The organism is Brevundimonas sp. GN22 (assembly GCF_054824005.1).
This window is the reverse complement of record NZ_JSYD01000072.1, coordinates 1-19,046: the sequence shown is the minus strand read 5'-3', so window position 1 is coordinate 19,046 and position 19,046 is coordinate 1. Positions and strand designations below refer to the sequence as shown.

Sequence of the window (19,046 nt, the reverse complement as noted above, 5' to 3'; positions counted from 1 at the left end):
CGGTCGATCCTATCGACTTTCCGCTTGGGGCCGCCCGCGCGCAGCTACATGGCACCTATATCGTCGCGCAGACCCGCGATGGTCTGGTCATCGTCGACCAGCACGCTGCCCACGAACGCCTCGTCTATGAACGTATGAAGGTGCAGATGGAGGGGGGGCACGTCACCCGTCAGGCCCTGCTGACGCCGGAGGTGGTGGAACTGGACCCGTCCGAGGCCGACCGCATTGGCGCCAAGTCTGAAGAACTGGCCGAGATGGGCCTGATCGTCGAGCCGTTCGGGGCAGGCGCGGTTCTGGTACGCGAGACGCCGGCCCTGCTTGGCGATACCGACGTTCAAGGCCTGATCCGCGATATCGCCGACGACCTTTCCGAACACGGAGCGGCACTGTCGTTGAAAGAGCGGATGGCAGAGGTCTGCGGCACCATGGCCTGCCACGGCTCGGTGCGTTCGGGCCGTGTGCTCAGTGCCCCTGAAATGAATGCCCTGCTGCGCCAGATGGAAGCCACGCCCCACTCCGGTCAGTGCAACCATGGCCGTCCAACCTATGTGGAGCTAAAGCTCAACGATCTAGAAAAGCTGTTTGGTCGTCGATAGTTAAAGGCGCGACTTAATGTTCAAATCGGTTCTATTCGTCTGTCTTGGAAACATCTGCCGCTCGCCGCTGGCAGAGGGGGCGTTCCGCGCTGAGGTGGCTGGTCTCAAGCTGCCAGTCGTGACTGACAGTGCGGGCACTGCTGCCTATCACATCGACGAAAAGCCCGATCCTCGCGCCATCGCTACGGCAAAGCGCAATGGCGTGGACATATCCACCCTGCGAGGTCGTCAGGTTAAAGTGGCCGACTTCACGCGCTTTGACCACATCGTGGCGATGGATGCCGATAATCTGGCCAATCTGAAGCGCATCATGCCAGCTGATGCGACCGCGAAACTTAGCCTCATGCTGGATTGGGCCGGTCGTAAGGGCGAGAGCGTGCAAGACCCGTATTACGGGGATGATGACGGCTTCAACATCACTTGGGCCGATGTGGTCGAGGCATCGAAAGGCCTCGCCGACCACCTTGCCAACGAGCCCTGAGCCTTAAGCTGCGACCAGCCTGATTTGCAGTGGCTCGGCACCGCCCACAATGTCGAGCAGACGGTCGATATTGGGGTGCGCACCCGGATGTTGGCGAGCGTCCGGCGTGTGTTCGGCAAATACCATCAGCCCATGCGCTGCTGCTTCGGCGTCCAACGCACCGAACTCATTCTGCAAGTACTGGTAAACCGCCAACGAGCCTTGCTTGCCCGGTTGGTTCTCGATGGTCGCCACAACAGCACCAGCGCCATCCAGCAGTTCGATCTGCTCTAGCCCCTCGATAGAGGGCAGAAGCTGCAGGTTGTCTTTGAAAGAAGCTGTCGGCTGGATCATGGGACACACTCTATTGAAATTGTGCATGCCCTAGCAGGTCCTGAAATCCGACTGAATGTCTTTTAGAACCGTAGCGCTTCCACCACTCCGCTGGCTTTTCCGCCGGAATAGACCTCTCCGCCAGCCAGCGCATAGACGACGCCATCAACCGCTGCGCCTGCCAAGCCGTGGCGCGGCACGCCCATATCCGGCCCGCGTGTCCAATTGTCGGAAGCGATGTCGTAAACCCAGGTCTCGGTGAACACCCCACCCGGCCGCGTCAGCCACTCGCCGCCAAAGGCGACCAGCTTCTCTCCCACGGCGGCCATAGCCAGCCCACCGCCGACCTGATTGCCACTATCGGACGCAGGGATTGGACTTAAAGTATCCCAGCGATCCGATCGAGGGTCATAGCGGTCCAGACGCCCCGTCCCGCGCCCGCCTTCGACTGTTCGACCGCCCGCGACGTAGATCTGCCCGTGGTGGACACTAGCCGCCGCGCTGTTGCGGGCCTCAGGGGCTGGTCTTGCTGTATCCCACGCCCCCTCGGACGCGTCGAACACCAGATGGGTCGTCACATCGGCCTGATCGTTCCATTGGCCGTTTCTCCCTGTGACCGGCGAGCGCCCACCGATCAGGTGAACGCGATCCTCAAGGGTGGCCCCCACGGTTTCGGCCAGCGGCTGCGGCATTTGCCCGACCGGCCGCCAAAGGTCGCCGTCCAGCACCCAGACGTCGGTCATGGAAGTCCACTCCCCGCCCTCCCGACGGTCATATCCACCAAAGGACCAGAGGTGCCCCTTGGCGGTCGCCAGCATCGGGTGGTGACGCGGTTGCGGCAGACGAGCGGCCTCGGACCAACTATCGGTGGCGGGATCATACGCGCCTACGCGGTCGTTGATCCGCGTGTGCAGCCGGTCACGGATTAGCCCGCCCGCGACGTAGATCTTTCCATCCAGAACCGCGCAGTACACCTCCTGCGTAGCCCACGGCATATCGGCCCGACGCTGCCAGCGCGGTTTTGTTTGGGCCATAGCGATTTTGGGAAGTGCCGCCGTTACGGCGACAGAGGCGATAAGGCTGCGGCGATGAATCATCATGCGCCACAGCCTATCAACGATATTCTGCGTAATGCTACTCTGAAGGAGCGACCTTCAGGAACAGAACGCGCGCCGCGCCGTAGTCGCGGGCATCCATGCGTTCGTAACCGGGCGTTTCAATCTCCGGCTCGTCAGAGCCGCGCTCGTAAACAACCAGGGCATTGGGGGCCAGCCAGTTGCCTTCCAGCAGCTTTTCCAGCGTCTGCTCGCCCAGACCCTTGCCGTAAGGAGGGTCAAGGAAAGCCAGCGTGAAGGCTTCCCCCGCAGAGCCCGGACGCGGACCCAGATCGGTGGCGCTGCGGCGGTGGACACGGGTGCGTCCGAACAGGCCGTAGGCATCCATGTTTTCACGGATGGCACCGCGTGCACCGTCGTCGGTTTCGACGAACAGGCAGAAGGCACCACCGCGCGAAATTGCTTCATAGCCCAGCGCGCCCGAGCCGGCGTACAGGTCGATGACCCGTGCGCCATCCAGAACGTCTTCGGCCCAGCCAGCGTGCTCAAGCACGTTGAAAATGGCCTGACGTGCGCGGTCGGACGTCGGGCGGGTGCCCTGCCCTTCCGGCGCGACAATGGCGCGGCCTTTCAGACTGCCAGCGACAATCCTCATCGTCGGCTAGTCCTTAGCTACGACCGCGAGGGCCGCCGCGACCACCACCGAATGGCTTGCCCGAGGGCTTGCCATCCGACGGGCGATCACCGAACGAACGACCAGCAGGCTTACCGCCCGGCTTGCCGCCAAACGACTTACCGCCCGACGGACGGTCACCACCGGAACGCTCACCCGTCGGACGGTCGCCATAGGTGCGGCCAGCAGGCTTGTCGCCGAACGAGCGTTCGCCTGTAGGACGATCGCCGTAGGAACGGCCAGCAGGTTTGCCACCCGGCTTGCCCCCAAAAGTCCGCTCACCACCCGACGGGCGGTCACCGTACGAACGACCGGTAGGCTTGTCGCCAAACGACTTGCCCGCGGGCTTGCGGCGGTCGTCAATAAACTGGTCTGCACGCAGTTCACGGTTGAACGGCTTGCGCGGACGTTCCGACGAAGCGCCCTCGTCACCTTCACGCGGTTCCGGACGGGCGCGCGGTTTGAAGGTCTTGGTGTGCTCGAACTTCGGCTTGGCCTTGGCCCAGCCTTCCTTCTTCACCGGACGCTCTGGTTTAGCCGGAACGCCGTCCTCGACCGCCTGATTGGCAGCACGAACGCGGCTGGGCTTGCGCGACGGATCTGACATGGCCGAACCCGAGCGTCCCTTGATGATCGCACCAGCCGGACGACGGCCCGGGATCGGCGCAGGGGTCGCGACCGAGTTACCGGTCGGCAGGTTTTCCGGCCGGATGTATTCGCTCAGCATCTCGCGGATGACGCGCGGGCCGACTTCCTCGACCGTGTTCACCGGCAGGGTACCGAGGTTGAACGGGCCATAGGCCAGACGGATCAGGCGGTTGACCTGAAGACCGAGGCTTTCAAGAACCTTACGGACTTCGCGGTTTTTGCCTTCGGTGATCGAAACGCTGATCCAGAGGTTGGCCGAGCTCGGCTGACCGTCCTCTTCTTTTTCCTTGGCCTTGTCGATCTTGGCGTCGACCGGACCATAGCGGACGCCGTCAACGACGACGCCTTCCTTAAGCGTGTCCAGCTTGTCCTGAGTAATACGGCCACGGGCGCGGGCGCGATAGTGACGCACCAGCGCGGTGTCCGGCAGTTCCAGAGCACGGCTCAGCTCACCGTCGTTGGTCAGCAGCAGCAGACCTTCGGTAGCCAAGTCGAGGCGACCAACCGAGATCACGCGTGGCAGATCAGCCGGAAGCGCGTCCCAAACAGTCGGGCGACCCGCAGGGTCGTTGTGGCTGGTGATCAGGCCGGCTGGCTTGTGATAGCGCCAGACGCGGGTGGCCTCGGCGGCACCAACGGGCTTTCCATCGACGGTGATGACGTCATCACGCTTTACCAGCACGGCTGGCGTGTCGAGGATGCGACCGTTTACGGCAACCTTGCCAAGGCCAATCAGACGCTCAACCTCACGACGCGAAGCGATACCTGCGCGTGCCAGTGCTTTGGCAATGCGTTCGGTACGTTCGGGTGTCGCGGGCTTCGCAGCCGGCTTGGAACCCTTGGGGCCGCGGTTTTCGAATCGACCCTCGGTGCGCGGACGGTCATCGTCACGCGAACGGGGGCCGCGGTCGTCAAACTTGCGGTCTTTCTTGTCACCAGAGCCGAATTTCGGGCCCTTATCGGCGAATTTACGGGGACCGCGCGATGCGTCATCTTGACGGGCGCGGGGCTTCTTGTCGTTGTCTCGGGGATGGCGATCCATGATGAGCGGTTCATGAGCATGGCGCTGGACTTGGCGCAAGCGGCAGCTGAAGCTGGCGAGGTGCCTGTCGGCGCAGTGATAGTGAACGAATTAACCGGCGAAGTGATAGGTAAAGGGCAAAACTGTCCAATCACAAGCCATGATCCGACAGCTCACGCCGAAATCGTGGCTCTGCGCGACGCAGCAGCCACGGTCGAGAATTATCGACTAACGGACCTCACTTTATATGTAACGCTGGAACCGTGCGCCATGTGCGCAGGTGCGATCAGCCATGCGCGTATCGGACGCGTTGTCTGGGGAGCGAATGATCCCAAGGGCGGCGCCGTATTGCACGGTCCGAAATTCTTCGAACAGCCCACCTGCCATTGGCGGCCCGAAATCGAAGCCGGCATTCAGGCTGAAACCGCCGCTGAGCAGTTGAAATCCTTTTTCCGTTCCCGTCGAAAATCCAGACCCGCTTAGTCTGACGCTGTTCTTTTCGGAACTGTGCCGTACCCGCCGAGTTAGTCACACGGGCGCAGATAGCGTTCGGGCAAGTTTCAAATCAGGTTGGCAACGTGAAGGCACAGATTGTTTCGGTCGTCGTATTGATGCTGGCGGCTTGCCACCCTGCAGAGCGTTCGTCGCAGACGACAGCAGGCGATCGCCCCGACATTGCCGACAATGTCCGCCCCGACGACGCTGCAGAGTGGACTTTGATGTGCGCCAACGGGATAGGACTGGTCGCGACGTTCGACCATCCGCGCCAGATGGCCACTGTGCGCCGGTCAGACGGACTTGCCGCAGATCTCATGCGCGAGCCCACCTCTACCGGATACGAATTCAAGGCCACCCAAACCGAACTCAAGGGTGTCGGAAAGAATGCTACGTGGCGCGAGCCCCGATTGGCCGACACCACCTGCACCGTCACCGAGGTAAAACCCCGCGACTAGGCCCTATTCGCCAGTCTGGCTTGCAGCTTCGCCCGCACCTCGGGCCATTCCACATCCTTCAGAATCGAGAACTGTGCCGTGTCTCGCATGCGGCCGGTCCATGTCCGCTTGTGCTGCCTTAGCGTGCCCTCAAAGGTCGCGCCCAGTTTGCGGATAGCGGCCTGACTGGCTGCATTCAGAGCGTCGGTGATGATTTCCACGCGGATCATGCCATGAGCGAAGGCATAGTCTAGAAGCAGCAGCTTCGAAGCGAGATTGATGGCACTGCCGAACTGCAGGAACGTAGAAAGTCGATCCAATCTCGCACCGGAGATGTTCGAAACGTATTTCGTAAAGGCTGGTCGTCCCCACGACCTGTTGGTCTGCCTGACGGCGCACCGCATAGGCTATGCGTGAGCCGCTTTCCATTACCGTAATGGCCGCCGACCACCAAGGCTCAAAGTGGCGACCGTAGGATGCCCCGACCATGCCGTGCCAAGCCTCTGGGTCGTGATCCAATGCACGCGCGACCTCAGCCTTGTGCCTGTCGGTGAATGGCTCCAGCCGTACATGCTCGTTTTCAAGCACGACGGAGGTAAGCATTAGTCTGCGCCTTCAGACTTGAGGAAGGCCAGGACCGAAGCGGTGTCCGCTTTCTTGTCGACGAACGCCTGCCCTATGCCCTTGGCCAGAACCAGCGTGAGGTTTCCGCCCTCGGCCTTTTTGTCGCCGAGCATACGGGACAACAGCACGTCGGCTTTGAAAGCATGCGCGATGTCGGAAAGCCGTGTGGGCAGGCCCGCCGAGCGAATGCCCTGCTCTGCCCGCTCGGCGTCCTCGGCCGAGCACAGACCTGTCGATGCCGAATACCGGAAAGCCATGGCACAGCCGAGGGCCACGGCCTCGCCGTGTGTCAGGGTATCGTCGAAACCGACTTCGACCTCCAGCGCATGGCCGAAGGTGTGACCGAGATTGAGCAGCGCGCGCCGGCCAGCTTCCTTCTCGTCTTCACCAACCACTTGCGCCTTGATCTCGACCGAACGGACAACAGCCTTGGTTAGCGCAGCGGCATCGCCCGCCGCTCCCACAGCACCCTCGCCGGCAAGCCATTCGAAATATTCCGCATCACAGATGAGGCCGTGCTTGAGGATTTCAGCCCAGCCGGATCGGATTTGCCTTGCGGGCAGCGTCGACAGCAGATCGATGTCGGCCAGAACCAGACGCGGCTGGTGGAATGCGCCGATCAGGTTCTTCCCGCGCGGGGTATCGATGGCTGTTTTCCCGCCGACCGATGAATCCACTTGGGCCAACAAGGTGGTCGGCACCTGAATGAAATCGATACCGCGCATGAACAGTGCAGCGGCCAACCCGGCCAGATCGCCGATCACTCCGCCGCCCAGCGCCACAACAAGGCTACGACGATCCAGTCCGTGCGCGATCACCTGATCCAGCACAGCGTCCAACTGGGCAAAGGACTTGGATGCCTCGCCCGCCGGCACGACGACCAGTTCAGCCGGCACGCCTGCTTCCCGCAGAGAGTTCAGCGCGGCGTCGGCATGGATGCCGGACACAGTGCTGTCGGTAATCACCGCCACACGGGTCGGAGCCAAGGCCTTTACCCGCGCACCCAGCGTCGCCAGCAGGCCATTTCCGACCAGCACTTCATAGGGTTGGAAATCGCCGCCTTCGACGCGGATAGCCGTGATCATTTGTTCAGTGCGCCTTGTGCGTATGCTCTCAAAGCCGTCAGCATCGCATCGACCGCAACGCCGTGGGACCCGCCCCCGACATCGACGGTCAAATCGGCCTCGGCGTAAACGGGATATCTCTTTTCAGCCAATTCGCTCAGGACTTGCAGCGTGTCGCGGCCGCGCAAGAGCGGTCGGGTATCGCGTCGCGCCACGCGCTCGGCGATGACTTCCAGATCGGCGCGCATCCATACGGTCACAGCATGGTCTTTCAGCATGCGGCGCGTCTCTTCGTTCATCATCGCCCCGCCACCGGTTGCCAGAATGACCGGCGGCCCTTCAAGCAGGCGCTTCATCACGCGGGCTTCCCCAGCGCGGAACTCGGCTTCGCCACGGGTCGAAAAGATTTCGCTGACTGTCATTCCAGCTGCAGATTCGATCTCGTGATCGCCATCTGCAAAGGGCAGGTTCAAGCGCGCTGCCAAACGGCGCCCGACTGTCGATTTGCCGACGCCCATCAGACCCACCAACGCTATGGTGCGGTTCAACTTTATTATCGGAGAATCGGGCGAGGCAGCACAGTTCATGTTCTTAACGCCCTCTTCTATACACGGATGAACAAACCTCGCACCCCTCAGCACCGCCGATGACCCCACAAATCGAAGCCTTTTTGGAAATGATGGCCGTCGAGCGGGACGCCTCTCCGCACACGCTTGCTGCCTATGGTCGCGACCTCACGGACGCCGAGCAGTCATTGTCCGGTGCCGGAGGATTGTTGAAGGCAGATCAGGAAGACGTCGAGGGCTGGTATTCCGATCTCTCGCGACGCGGACTGTCTGCCGCAACGGCGGCGCGTCGTCGTGCGTCCGTTCGGCAGTTCTACCGCTTTGCCATGGGCGAAGGTTGGCGCACAGATGATCCTTCGCGGCGGCTGGATGCCCCCAAGCAAGGTCGCCCCCTGCCCAAAAGCCTGTCGCGGGAAGAAGTGGATCGATTACTCTCCACCATCGCCGAGCGTGACAGCGCTTCGGCGGTCCGGCTGCTTGCGCTGGTGGAGTTGACCTACGCCTCCGGCATGCGCGTATCGGAGGCTCTGGGTCTCAAACTATCGGCGGTTCAGCGCGATCCGGCCTATTTGATTATCACCGGCAAGGGCAACAAGGAGCGGTTGGTGCCGCTGAATGCCTCTGCCCGGGAAGCTGTGAAGACGTGGCTGGAGATTCGCAGCCAGCCCCGCGCCAAGGCCGACAACAAACAGGCCGAGGCGAAACTGGCGGCCAACCCATGGCTATTCCCTTCGACGGGAAGAACGGGCCACCTCACCCCTCGCCGCTTCGCACAGCTGTTGGACGAGGCCGCCGCCGCTGCGGGAATCGATCCCGCGCGCATCAGTCCGCACGTGTTGCGCCACGCCTTCGCGACGCACCTGCTGGAAGGCGGGGCCGATTTACGGGTGGTCCAAACCCTGCTGGGGCATGCGGACATCTCGACAACACAGATCTACACCCACGTCGCCACCGACCGATTGTCGCAAGTGGTGCACAAGTCGCACCCGCTGGCGCGAAAAAACTGATATCAAGCTGACTATTGCCCCGAACCCCTACGGGTTTTAGGGTCCGCCACTTTCCGTAGCGCCAAGATGGCGCGGTCGTTACACGGGCGCTTTATGGCCACGCACTATCTCGAATTCGAAAAACCCATCGCAGAACTGGAAGCGAAGATCGCCGAGCTTTCGCAGCTCGCTCCGTCCAGCGGTTCGTTCGAGGATGAGATCAACACCCTCAGGAACAAGGCTGCGGTCCTGCGCTCCGAGACCTATGCCAATCTCGATCCGTGGATGCGCACCCAGGTTGCTCGCCACCCACAGCGTCCGCATTTCATCGACTATATCGATGGCTTGTTCACCGATTTCGAAGAACTGCACGGTGACCGCCAGTTCGGCGATGACCAAGCCATTCTAGGCGGCGTCGCACGTTTCCGGGGTCAGGGCGTTGTCATCATGGGCCACGAAAAGGGCCATGACACGCAGACCCGCCTGCGCCACAACTTCGGCATGGCTCGCCCCGAGGGCTACCGCAAGGCGGTGCGCCTGATGGACATGGCCGAGCAGTTCGGCCTTCCGGTCCTCAGCTTCGTCGACACCGCCGGTGCCTATCCGGGCCTTGGTGCCGAAGAGCGCGGTCAGGCCGAGGCCATCGCCCGCTCGACCGAGCGCGGCCTCACGCTGGGCGTGCCTTACATCGCCACTGTCACCGGTGAAGGTGGTTCAGGCGGTGCTATCGCCATCGCTGCGGCCAACCGTGTGATGATGCTGGAACACTCCATCTATTCAGTGATTTCGCCGGAAGGTGCCGCAGGCATCCTGTGGCGCGACGGCAGCCGCGCGAAAGATGCGGCCATGGCCATGCGAATCACCGGTCCCGACCTTATGGAACTGAAGATCGTTGATCGCGTGATCAAGGAGCCGGTCGGGGGTGCCCACACCGCGCCAGCAGAAGCCCTCACCTCTGTCGGCGATGCCATCGAGGAAGAGCTCAAGACCCTATCAAGCCTGTCTGCCGCCGAACTGCGCACCCAGCGTGCAGATCGCTTCTACGCCATCGGCCGTCTAGGCTAAGCCTCAAACCAAGTTCGGAGACGGCCAGCGTGTCATTCACGGCAACGCGTTCGCCAGGCATCGGGGAAGCCCTGCGCGAAAGCGCCGTCTTCAACTTTGAAGGCGCGGTGACCATGGTCATCGATGATTCCCCGTTCGCGCTGGAACTGACCATGCGCGCGCTCAACGGCTTCGGCTTGAAGACCCGCCATGCCTGCGCGTCTGCAGTCGAAGCCATCTCCATTCTCAAGGAAAATCCGATCGACCTGATTCTGGTGGACTCGGATATGCCCGGCATGACGGGGTTCGAGTTCGTGCGGTGGTTACGACGCTCGAAGCTGGAACCAAACGCATTCGCGCCCGTAATCATGACTGCCGCGCACGTACGACAGTCACAGGTCGCCGAGGCCCGCGATTGTGGTGCCAACTTCCTGATTACCAAGCCTTTCAGTTCGCTCACCCTTCTAGAGCGAATCGTCTGGGTCTCGCGCGACAACCGACCGTTTATGGAGGTCGGGGACTATCTAGGTCCCGACCGCCGCTTCAAATCCGAACCCTATGCCGGCCCCGAGCGCCGCGCCGACGAGATACGCAGAAAGGCAGGTAAGGAATGACGACTGTAATTACCCACAATCGTCGCCGCTCCCGCCTCTCCAGCCTGATCGATCAGCCAGGCGGCATCAGCACACGCATTGCCCTAAAACAGGCGGCCGAGAACCTCGCCGGTCTGGAAAGCCAAAGCCTCGCTCTGGTCGAAGAAACGATCCAGAAGCTGGCGGACATGTCGCCGCCTGCATCGATCGATGAAGTGCACGACAAGCTGAACGAGGCCTATGCCCTGTCGGCGGGTATTATCGACGCCGCGGGCCCCTTTGCGCGCGAAGACCTGTGCCGTGCGGCCACCAACCTGTGCGACCTGCTGGATGGTTCGCCTGTCGATCAGATGTTCGACTGGCGCATCATCACCGTGCACGCTCAGAGCTTCCGGTTGCTGCTGATCCTGCCTGAGGAACAGGCCGAGGCCCGCAAACAGGTTCTGGCCAGCTTGCAGGAAGTGCTTAAGGCCAAACTGGGCGCTTAAGCGTCCGTTTGGCCTGCACGGGTCTGTTTGCGCCACAAGGTGGCGTATTCGCCGCCCTGACGTGCCACCAGTTCATGGTGGGTCCCCCGCTCGATGATCTTGCCCGCCTTCAAAACCAGTATCTGGTCGGCATCCACAATGGTGGAAAGGCGGTGCGCAATAACCAGCGTCGTCCGGCCCCTGCGTGCTTTCCGCAGCGTCTGCTGGATGGCCGACTCTGTACGGCTGTCCAAGGCGCTGGTCGCTTCATCGAGAATAAGGACACACGGGTCGGCAATCAGTGCGCGGGCGATACCCACACGCTGGCGTTCGCCACCTGACAACTTGAGGCCACGCTCGCCCACCTTTGTTTCCAGACCGTCGGGCAAGGTGCGGATGAAATCACCCAGTTCGGCCGCTTCGACCGCCGCCCAGATTTCCTGCTCGCTCGCACTGGGCCGGGCGAAGGCGATATTGGCTGCCAGCGTGTCGTTGAAGAGCGCCACATCCTGCGGAACAAGAGCCACTGCCTGACGCAGCGACTGTTGCTTGATCTTGCGGACATCATGGCTCGCAACCGACACACTGCCCGACTGGGCATCCAGCAGTCTGAGGGCCAGTTTGACGATTGTGGACTTGCCCGCCCCAGAAGGACCTACAAGCGCGGTGGTCGTGTGTGCCGGGACGGTGAAGCTGACATCCGTCAGACCGTTTGCGCGCGCGTCGTGACGGAAGCTGACGTGATCGAACTTCACCTCGGCACCGCAGTCGCCTTCGGGGCGCGGTAGATCCTTCGCATCGGGCGCATCCGCCACCAGAGGCTTCTCGCGCATCACCTTAAGCATCTCTTCCATGTCAATGAAAGATTGACGGATTTCCCGGTAGGCGAAGCCGAGGATATTCAACGGTTGGTACAGCGAAGTCATGATCAGGACAGCCGCCGTGACATCCCCCGGGCCCATCCGTCCCGCAGCGGCTTCAAAGCCGGCCATCACCGCCATGACACCCAGCCCCACATTCATGATGACCGCTTGAATGAGGTTCAGCGCCGCCAACGACGAGTTCGCCTTTAGCGAAGCTGTGGCGTAGGCCGACAGGGAGCGCTCATAAGCCGCCGACGTGCGATCTTCAGCGCCGAACGATTTGACCGTCTCGTAGTTCAGCAGTGCATCAACCGACAAGCCGGCCGCCTCGGCGTCGGCCGCGTTCATCGTGCGCCTGTGTTCCAGTCGCCAGTTGGCCATCATGAAGGTGACGGTCGCATAAACGGCCACCACAACAATCGCCACCAAGGCGAAACGCCAGTCGTACTTTCCGCCCAGAACCGCAGCAGCGAGCACGAGCTCCAGCAGCGTCGGCCCCAGATTGAACATCAGGATGCGCAGCAGGAAGTCGACCGCCCGCGATCCGCGATCCATCACCCGCGACAAGGTCCCTGAGCGTTTGGTCTGGTGGAAATCGGTCGATAGGCTCAATGCGTGGGCAAAAGCATCAGCCGCCGTCTTCCGTTGCGCCGCCGCTCGCACGGGCGCGAATACGACGTCGGAGAGTTGAGGCGTGGCCGCTGCCAACAGGCGTATAACCGCCCAACCGACCGCAAAAGCGGCAAATCCCAGCCCCACAGAGGCGGCTGCGCCCTGCCCTTCGGCCAGCTTGTTCACCGCTGCACCAAGCACCAACGGAGCCGCGACGCCCAAACCCTTGCCTGCCAGGGTCAGGCCAACAGCGCCTGTGATCCGCCACGGCAACTGAGGCGCACCCGAACGCCCGACCAATGAGATCAGATTGCCGATTGCGGCCAAGGTTTTGGGCGTGTCAGACACCGCAGTATCTGCTCCGGCCTGTGTGGCCTTGGTGGTTACATCGCCCCGTCGCGAACCGCCTCTTTCACCACGCATGGTTCGCTGCCTTCCTTTGGGTTTGCGGCCTATGGGGCAAAGCCCCTCAGTCCAAATTGCTCAAGACAGCGATAAGTTCATCAACTGCCTCGGTTTTCGTTGCCCACGAGCATACAAAACGAACGGAACCGTCATCGAATGCGTAAACCGCGAAACCTTTGTTCCGGACCGCTGCCAAGGCTTCGTCCGACATACGCACGAAGACAGTGTTGGATTCCACCGGATGGGCCAGCACGAACGGCGTGGAGGCTTCAATCCCATCGGCCAGACGCTGCGCCATAGCGTTGGCGTTCTGAGCGCCGGAAAGCCACTCGCCACTCTGGATTAGCCCACCCAGAGGCGCAGCCAACAGACGGCCCTTCGATGCGGTCTGACCGGATTGCTTCAACCGGTTGTCCAGACGCGACGAAAGCGAACGGTTGAGCACCACCAAGGCTTCGACACCGTGTGCACCGGCCTTTGCGCCACCCAGACTGATGATATCGACGCCCATACGTCCCAACGACTTGGGGTCAAAGCCCGCAGCCACCGCGTTGGCCAGACGCGCGCCATCAACGTGCACGCCCAGATTGGCTCCCTTAGCCATGCGGATCAGCAGCGCCATCTCGTCTTCGCTGTAAACCGTGCCGTATTCGGTGGCTTGGGTCAGGGTCAGGGCAGCGGGAGGTTGACGATGGCCGACGACAGGCTCGTCCAGAGCGGCGCACAGGCCATCCACGTCGATCTTGCCCGAGTACCCCGGCAAGCCGATCAGACCCATGCCATGGCCGAAGAAACCGGGCGCGCCGGTTTCATCCGTACAGACGTGCGCCGTATGGTGCGCCAAAACTGCCTCGAAAGGCTGGGCCAGCATCGAAAGCGCAATGGAGTTCGCTGCCGTTCCGCTGAATACGAAACGAACATCGGCATCCACATCCAGCAATCCGCGAACTGCATCGGCAGCCTTTGCTGAGTAGGCGTCCGCTCCATATCCCGCTGCGAAATCCTGGTTGGCATCCACCAGCGCCTTTAGCGCGGACGGAGCCATCCCTGCGGTGTTGTCGGAGGCAAAATCGTAACGCAACGCACTCAGTCTTTCTGAACGGGGGCTTGGTCCGGCGCTGGCATCATCGCCAGTTCGCCGTGATTGATTGAGACTTGATGCGGAAATGGAATTTCGACGCCCGCACGATCCAGCGCTTCTTTACCCGCTTGAATAAGGTCTGACTGCGTCTGGAAGTGGTCGTCGGACCGCACCCAAGCCTGCAAGGTCACTTGAACGGCACTATCCTGTAAGGCCGTCACACCGCACCATACCGAGGGCTCCTTTAGCACGCGAAAATGGCTAATCGCGGTGTTCGTCAGAATTTCGCGAACCGTGTTGAGGTTTTCGCCGTAACCCACGGTGAAATGGATTTCGATGCGGCGATTGGTTTGGCCGCTGAGGTTGGTGATCACGTCGCCCAGCACCTTAGCGTTCGGCACGATCACCTTGCTGCTTCCTGCGGTCGACAGTTGGGTGGTGAACAGGTCCAGCTTCTGGACCTGCCCCGTAACGCCGCCGATCTCGATAACCTCGCCCACACGATATGGACGCAACAGGAGCAGCATCACACCTGCCGCCACGTTGGATAGCGTACCCTGAAGCGCCAGACCCACAGCCAGCGACGCTGCGCCCAGCACGGCAATGATCGAAGTCGTCTGGACGCCCAGTCGCTGAAGCACCGCAATCATACCGATCACGATCACCACGACCCGCACGATCTGAACGAGGAATGCCAAAACTGTCGGATCGCGACGCACCGCGCGGGTGCGCGACAGGATTTTGCGCGCTGCAGAACTGGCCCATTTCGCCGCCACCAGCGTGACAGCGAAGATTACCAGCGCGATCACCAGGTTGATCGCAAAGCCACCCAGCATGTCGATGGCCTTGGCAATGACGACAGCGTCTGCGCTCAGACGCTTGTCGATTTCAGCCAGAGTGGGCGGCAAGGCAGTAACGGCGGCGGGATCGATAATCATTCCCATAGGCTAACGCCTTGGCCGCCGAATGGAAGCGCATGATTAAGCTTATTCTTTCACGATCTCGCCTAGGCGGCAAAGTGGGCCAGCTCCGTCGTTGCGCTAAGTCCTCGCAGAGCGGCCCGCCCCTCACATGACCGGTTCATGTATGTGGCCAACTGCCTGAAATCGATCGGCTTGTTCAGATAGGCATCGGCACCAGCATCGAATCCTGCCTGATGGTCCTCAACGCGAGCAGAGGCCGACAAGACGATGATAGGCGTGTCTGCATTCAGTGACGAGCCCTGACGAATCTGGCGGGTCGCCTCCAGCCCGTCCATGACCGGCATGTTCACGTCCATGACAATCAGATCGAAGGCCTGTGTTAAAGCCTGCTCAACGGCCATCCCGCCGTGTTCGGCTGTCGTGGCCTGATGCCCGTTGCTGCCCATCCACGCTTCGAGGATCATCCGGTTCACTGGGTGGTCCTCGACAACCAGCACCTTAAGACCTTCGACCTCGCCTTGTGCGCTAGCTTCGGTTTCTTCGACCACCTGATCGTCCCAAGCGACGACTTCGGCCTCGACCATGAAGGTGAAGGTGGAACCTACGCCAACTTCAGAAACAACATGAATATCGCCCTGCATGATATTGGCTAATCGACGAGAAATGGTCAGGCCGAGTCCCGTGCCGCCATATTTACGCGTCGACGAGTTGTCGATCTGGGTGAAGGGCTGGAACAGTCGTTGCAGGTCATCTGGCGCGATACCGGCCCCCGAATCCTCGACCGAGAATTCAAAAGCAACGCGGTTGTCCGCAATCCTGCGACCGAAGACGCCGTAGCGAATCTCGCCCTTGTCCGTGAACTTCACGGCGTTCGACAGCAGGTTGGACAGGATTTGCGAAACACGCAGAGGATCCCCGCGCACAATCGCTGGCACCTCACCGCTAAAGACCGGCGTGATAACGAGGCCTTTCGCCCTCGCCTGTGCTTCAAATGGCGACAGCAGGCGGCGATGGAGCGCATCGAGGTCGATATCGACCACTTCAAAAGACATCTTGCCCGCCTCGATCTTGGTCAGATCAAGGATGTCGTTCAGCAGAGAAAGCAGGCTGTCGCCCGAGTTGCGGATGATAGACAGCATCTCGCGCTGCTGGGCATCGAGGCGTGAAGCGCTCAACAACTGAGCCGCACCCAGAACGCCGTTCATGGGCGTGCGAAGTTCGTGCGAAATCACACCGAGGAAACTGGATTTGGCGGTATTGGCCGCATCGGCCTTGTCGCGCGCTGCTTCCAGTTCGGCGATCAAGTGGGTCTGGTGCTCCTGGAAGGCGATGATCCGCTCTTCGCGCAGCATGGTCATCAAGACCAGCACGAACAGACCGCCCAACATAAGCGGACCCATCGCCAGAAACGCCCAGAACTCGGGCGTGCCCCAAAGCGAGGAAGCGATGATGACGGCTGCGCCGCCATAGGGCGACGAGATCAGTACGGCCTGACGCGGGGAGTTTCGCAGTTGCGCGAAAACCAACACATAGCCAGAGGCCAAAAGGGCCACGGCCATCTCCTGACCGAAGGATCGGCCGGAAAACCACGCCAGCAACGGAGCCGCCGCCCAAGCGACGGTCGACAAGGTCGCCACCGCAGGGAAGATTGTGCCCCAGTCGTTCTGCTCCCGACGGCTCGCGCGGCGCTCTGCCAGACTACGCAGCATGCCTGCCGTCAGCGTGGCCACAAACCACGCCATCCCGACCTTCAGGCCCACTGTGGCGCACATAGCGACACCCCAGCTGACGATGATCAGGTACCTGAGATACTGCGTCTCTAAAATTGCGCTCAGCGCTTGACCAGCCGAGCCCGGCACGTCGCCATGTAGGCCACGCCCGATACTTCCACCACCCACCATATTGGCCGCCCCTCGCGTCCCACGGCTATTTCGTTGGCGGCGACATTATGGTCGAGTCGCTAAGACAGGATGAACGCCGAACAACGTTATTATTTTTCATCCTCAGTCGGAGTTTTTGCCGAGATCGACAGGGCGTGGATCGGGCCCGCCAGTTCATAGGCCAACAGCTTTTGGACCATGCGCTGGCGATTGACGCGGGATTGCCCTTCAAACGCAGCACTGACTACGGTCAGGTTGAAGTGGCTCTCGCCGCCGGGCTGGGCATCCATGCCGCCGTCGTGATGGTGGCCGGCGTGCCGCCAGCTGTCATCCTCGATCAACAAACGTTGCGGAGAGAGCGCGGCATCCAACTTTTGTCGGATAATTTGCGCCACAGGGCCTTCGGACATAGGTCAAGTCCTTGAAGCAGTCCAAATCAGGCTTACACTTGCAACGATGTCTGCGTCATTCGAATACAAACCCCGTTTCACCGATATTCGGGTGAAGCCGCCCAAGCCCGAAGAAGAGGCGGCGACCGAAGACGTACTGCACCTGAAGCCCGGCGAAAAGCCGTGCGACTTCGAAGGCTGTTCAAAACCGGCCACTGCACGTGCGCCCAAGTCGCGCGAACGCCTGAACGATTTCTATAACTTCTGTCAGCCCCACGCGTCCCAGTACAACAAGAGCTGGAACTTCTACGCGGGCATGACCGAGGGGCAGATTCGCGCCGCCCAAGAAAATGAAGCCATGACGGGCGGACGCCCGACGTGGGACATGAAGGTCAGCCGCAACTCACGCGTCAACGCAGCCATCAATGCCAAAATGGGCGGTGGCGCTGCCAACCCCAATGGCTGGCAGGACAGCTTTGGCTTGTTCGAGCGTCGCGTGAACGATCAGGCTGGACCCGTCATGTCCGAGGCCGAGGCGCGCATGGGCAAGCTGGAGCGTCAGGCGATGGCCGAACTGGGTATGGAGCCCGGCGCGGCAAAGGAAGCGGTCAAGGCGCGCTATCACGAGCTGCTCAAACGCTTCCACCCCGACACCAACGGCGGCGACCGCGCTACCGAGACAAAACTCCAGAACGTGATCAAAGCGTACAAGACGCTTAAAAAGGCCGGTCACGCCGCCTAAACTCCCGATCGTATCAGTTGATGGCGGTTGAGCCATGAACGCGCCCGCTCTAATGGATTGCCATGACCTCTCCGCTCGACGCCAACATTGATCCGCTGCTGACCTTGGCCCCGCACCGCAAGGTGACGCTGCGCGAGGTGTTTGGCATTGATTCCGACATGCTTGTTCCGGTCTTCGACGAGCGCGACAGCCACGTTCCGGAAATCGATCCGACATACAAGTTCGACCCGCAGACCACGATTGCCATCTGTGCAGGCTTTGCGTTCGACCGCCGCGTGATGGTTCAGGGCTATCACGGCACGGGTAAGTCGACCCACATCGAGCAGGTCGCCGCCCTTCTGAACTGGCCGCTGGTGCGTATCAACCTCGACAGCCACGTCAGCCGTATCGACCTGATCGGCAAGGACGCCATCGTCCTGAAAGACGGCAAGCAGATTACCGAATTCCGCGAAGGCATCCTGCCGTGGGCATTGCAACGCCCCGTCGCCCTCGTGTTTGACGAATATGATGCCGGACGTCCGGATGTGATGTTCGTGATCCAGCGCGTGCTGGAGGCGCAAGGCGCTCTGACCCTCCTGGACCAGAACCGCGTCATTCGCCCGAACCCGTACTTCCGCCTGTTCGCCACCGCCAACACCGTGGGTCTGGGTGACACCACGGGCCTGTATCACGGCGCACAGCAGATCAACCAGGCCCAGCTCGACCGCTGGAACATCGTCACCACGCTGAACTATCTCGACCATGATGTGGAAGCCGAGATCGTCGCCGCCAAGGTGCCGCAGTACGCCGACGAGAATGGCCGTCGCCAAATCGCCGCGATGGTTCGTGTCGCCGACATGACGCGCAACGCCTTCATGAACGGAGACATTTCCACCGTCATGTCGCCGCGTACGGTCATCACCTGGGCCCAGAACGTCGAGATCTTCGGCGACGTGGGTACCGCCTTCCGCCTGACCTTCCTGAACAAGTGCGACGAGCTGGAGCGCCCCACCATCGCTGAGTTCTATCAGCGCGCCTTTGGCGAGGACCTGCCGGAAGCCGCCATGCGGGTGAAGGTGGGCTAAAGCCCCCTCGCCTTCTGAACAGCGA

22 protein-coding genes are annotated in these 19,046 nt (G+C 61.4%); 10 read left to right on the top strand and 12 right to left on the bottom strand.

What is annotated here, in order from left to right; genetic code table 11:
- Together OB03_RS10745 and OB03_RS10740 are read left to right on the top strand one after the other, a co-directional pair.
- Window positions 1-596 (top strand): DNA mismatch repair MutL family protein (locus OB03_RS10745; protein WP_461344135.1); only part of this gene is annotated, 596 nt, incomplete at its 5' end.
- A gap of 16 nt (window positions 597-612) precedes the next feature.
- Window positions 613-1,077 (top strand): low molecular weight protein-tyrosine-phosphatase, encoded by a 465-nt coding sequence (locus tag OB03_RS10740; RefSeq protein WP_461344134.1) that lies wholly within the window; start codon window positions 613-615, stop codon window positions 1,075-1,077.
- Window positions 1,078-1,080: 3 nt separating this feature from the next.
- On the opposite strand, the gene OB03_RS10735 is transcribed toward OB03_RS10740, so the two are convergent.
- The 4 genes from OB03_RS10735 to OB03_RS10720 form a co-directional block, all read right to left on the bottom strand.
- Window positions 1,081-1,410, bottom strand: a complete 330-nt coding sequence (locus tag OB03_RS10735) for a DUF2322 family protein (protein ID WP_461344133.1) — start codon at window positions 1,408-1,410, stop codon at window positions 1,081-1,083.
- Window positions 1,411-1,472: 62 nt separating this feature from the next.
- The gene (locus OB03_RS10730; RefSeq protein ID WP_461344132.1) at window positions 1,473-2,489 is read right to left on the bottom strand and encodes a Kelch repeat-containing protein; all 1,017 of its coding nucleotides are present in this window, start codon (window positions 2,487-2,489) and stop codon (window positions 1,473-1,475) included.
- Between the two features lie 34 nt (window positions 2,490-2,523).
- Window positions 2,524-3,099 (bottom strand): 16S rRNA (guanine(966)-N(2))-methyltransferase RsmD, encoded by a 576-nt coding sequence (gene rsmD / locus OB03_RS10725; RefSeq protein ID WP_461344131.1) that lies wholly within the window; start codon window positions 3,097-3,099, stop codon window positions 2,524-2,526.
- Window positions 3,100-3,112: 13 nt separating this feature from the next.
- The gene (locus OB03_RS10720; RefSeq protein WP_461344130.1) at window positions 3,113-4,807 is read right to left on the bottom strand and encodes a pseudouridine synthase; all 1,695 of its coding nucleotides are present in this window, start codon (window positions 4,805-4,807) and stop codon (window positions 3,113-3,115) included.
- A gap of 12 nt (window positions 4,808-4,819) precedes the next feature.
- Between OB03_RS10720 and tadA the strand changes: the two genes are divergently transcribed.
- Window positions 4,820-5,269 carry a tRNA adenosine(34) deaminase TadA gene (gene tadA / locus OB03_RS10715; protein WP_242913324.1) on the top strand — a complete coding sequence of 150 codons (450 nt, stop codon included), beginning with the start codon at window positions 4,820-4,822 and terminating at the stop codon, window positions 5,267-5,269.
- A 95-nt stretch (window positions 5,270-5,364) separates the two neighbouring features.
- Entirely contained in the window at window positions 5,365-5,739 is a 375-nt protein-coding gene (locus OB03_RS10710) for a hypothetical protein (RefSeq protein WP_242913323.1), read from the top strand.
- Here OB03_RS10710 and OB03_RS10705 read toward each other — a convergent pair.
- From OB03_RS10705 to OB03_RS10695, 3 genes are all read right to left on the bottom strand, one after another.
- On the bottom strand, window positions 5,736-6,038 hold the full coding sequence (locus OB03_RS10705; protein WP_461344129.1) for a GNAT family N-acetyltransferase: 303 nt from the start codon (window positions 6,036-6,038) through the stop codon (window positions 5,736-5,738). The two genes, OB03_RS10710 and OB03_RS10705, sit on opposite strands and share 4 nt — an antisense overlap.
- A gap of 282 nt (window positions 6,039-6,320) precedes the next feature.
- Window positions 6,321-7,427 (bottom strand): 3-dehydroquinate synthase, encoded by a 1,107-nt coding sequence (gene aroB / locus OB03_RS10700; RefSeq protein WP_461344128.1) that lies wholly within the window; start codon window positions 7,425-7,427, stop codon window positions 6,321-6,323.
- Complete coding sequence (locus OB03_RS10695) at window positions 7,424-7,993, bottom strand: shikimate kinase (RefSeq protein WP_242913320.1); 570 nt, start codon at window positions 7,991-7,993, stop codon at window positions 7,424-7,426. Before OB03_RS10695 ends, aroB begins: the two co-directional genes overlap by 4 nt.
- 59 nt (window positions 7,994-8,052) lie before the next feature.
- Between OB03_RS10695 and OB03_RS10690 the strand changes: the two genes are divergently transcribed.
- The 4 genes from OB03_RS10690 to OB03_RS10675 all read left to right on the top strand — a co-directional run bounded on the left by OB03_RS10690 (window position 8,053) and on the right by OB03_RS10675 (window position 11,083).
- On the top strand, window positions 8,053-8,979 hold the full coding sequence (locus OB03_RS10690) for a site-specific tyrosine recombinase XerD (RefSeq protein ID WP_461344127.1): 927 nt from the start codon (window positions 8,053-8,055) through the stop codon (window positions 8,977-8,979).
- 93 nt (window positions 8,980-9,072) lie between these two features.
- A complete protein-coding gene (locus OB03_RS10685) occupies window positions 9,073-10,023 on the top strand; it encodes an acetyl-CoA carboxylase carboxyltransferase subunit alpha (RefSeq protein ID WP_242913318.1) in 951 nt (316 codons plus the stop codon).
- Between the two features lie 29 nt (window positions 10,024-10,052).
- Complete coding sequence (locus tag OB03_RS10680) at window positions 10,053-10,616, top strand: response regulator (RefSeq protein WP_242913317.1); 564 nt, start codon at window positions 10,053-10,055, stop codon at window positions 10,614-10,616.
- Entirely contained in the window at window positions 10,613-11,083 is a 471-nt protein-coding gene (locus tag OB03_RS10675; RefSeq protein WP_461344126.1) for a chemotaxis protein CheE, read from the top strand. Before OB03_RS10680 ends, OB03_RS10675 begins: the two co-directional genes overlap by 4 nt.
- Here OB03_RS10675 and OB03_RS10670 read toward each other — a convergent pair.
- The 5 genes from OB03_RS10670 to OB03_RS10650 all read right to left on the bottom strand — a co-directional run bounded on the left by OB03_RS10670 (window position 11,080) and on the right by OB03_RS10650 (window position 17,236).
- A complete protein-coding gene (locus tag OB03_RS10670) occupies window positions 11,080-12,960 on the bottom strand; it encodes an ABCB family ABC transporter ATP-binding protein/permease (RefSeq protein WP_461344125.1) in 1,881 nt (626 codons plus the stop codon). The two genes, OB03_RS10675 and OB03_RS10670, sit on opposite strands and share 4 nt — an antisense overlap.
- Window positions 12,961-13,006: 46 nt before the next feature.
- The gene (locus OB03_RS10665; RefSeq protein ID WP_242913314.1) at window positions 13,007-14,023 is read right to left on the bottom strand and encodes a threonine aldolase family protein; all 1,017 of its coding nucleotides are present in this window, start codon (window positions 14,021-14,023) and stop codon (window positions 13,007-13,009) included.
- A gap of 5 nt (window positions 14,024-14,028) precedes the next feature.
- Window positions 14,029-14,961: a mechanosensitive ion channel family protein gene (locus OB03_RS10660; RefSeq protein WP_461344124.1), complete on the bottom strand. Its 933-nt coding sequence runs from the start codon at window positions 14,959-14,961 to the stop codon at window positions 14,029-14,031.
- A 68-nt stretch (window positions 14,962-15,029) separates the two neighbouring features.
- Window positions 15,030-16,718, bottom strand: a complete 1,689-nt coding sequence (locus tag OB03_RS10655; protein ID WP_461344123.1) for an ATP-binding protein — start codon at window positions 16,716-16,718, stop codon at window positions 15,030-15,032.
- Between the two features lie 218 nt (window positions 16,719-16,936).
- A complete protein-coding gene (locus tag OB03_RS10650) occupies window positions 16,937-17,236 on the bottom strand; it encodes a BolA family protein (protein ID WP_461344122.1) in 300 nt (99 codons plus the stop codon).
- A gap of 46 nt (window positions 17,237-17,282) precedes the next feature.
- On the opposite strand from OB03_RS10650, the gene OB03_RS10645 reads away from it, so the two are divergent.
- The gene (locus OB03_RS10645) at window positions 17,283-17,957 is read left to right on the top strand and encodes a J domain-containing protein (protein WP_242913310.1); all 675 of its coding nucleotides are present in this window, start codon (window positions 17,283-17,285) and stop codon (window positions 17,955-17,957) included.
- Between the two features lie 62 nt (window positions 17,958-18,019).
- Window positions 18,020-19,021 carry a cobaltochelatase subunit CobS gene (gene cobS, locus OB03_RS10640; protein WP_461344121.1) on the top strand — a complete coding sequence of 334 codons (1,002 nt, stop codon included), beginning with the start codon at window positions 18,020-18,022 and terminating at the stop codon, window positions 19,019-19,021.
- Window positions 19,022-19,046: the final 25 nt, after the last annotated feature.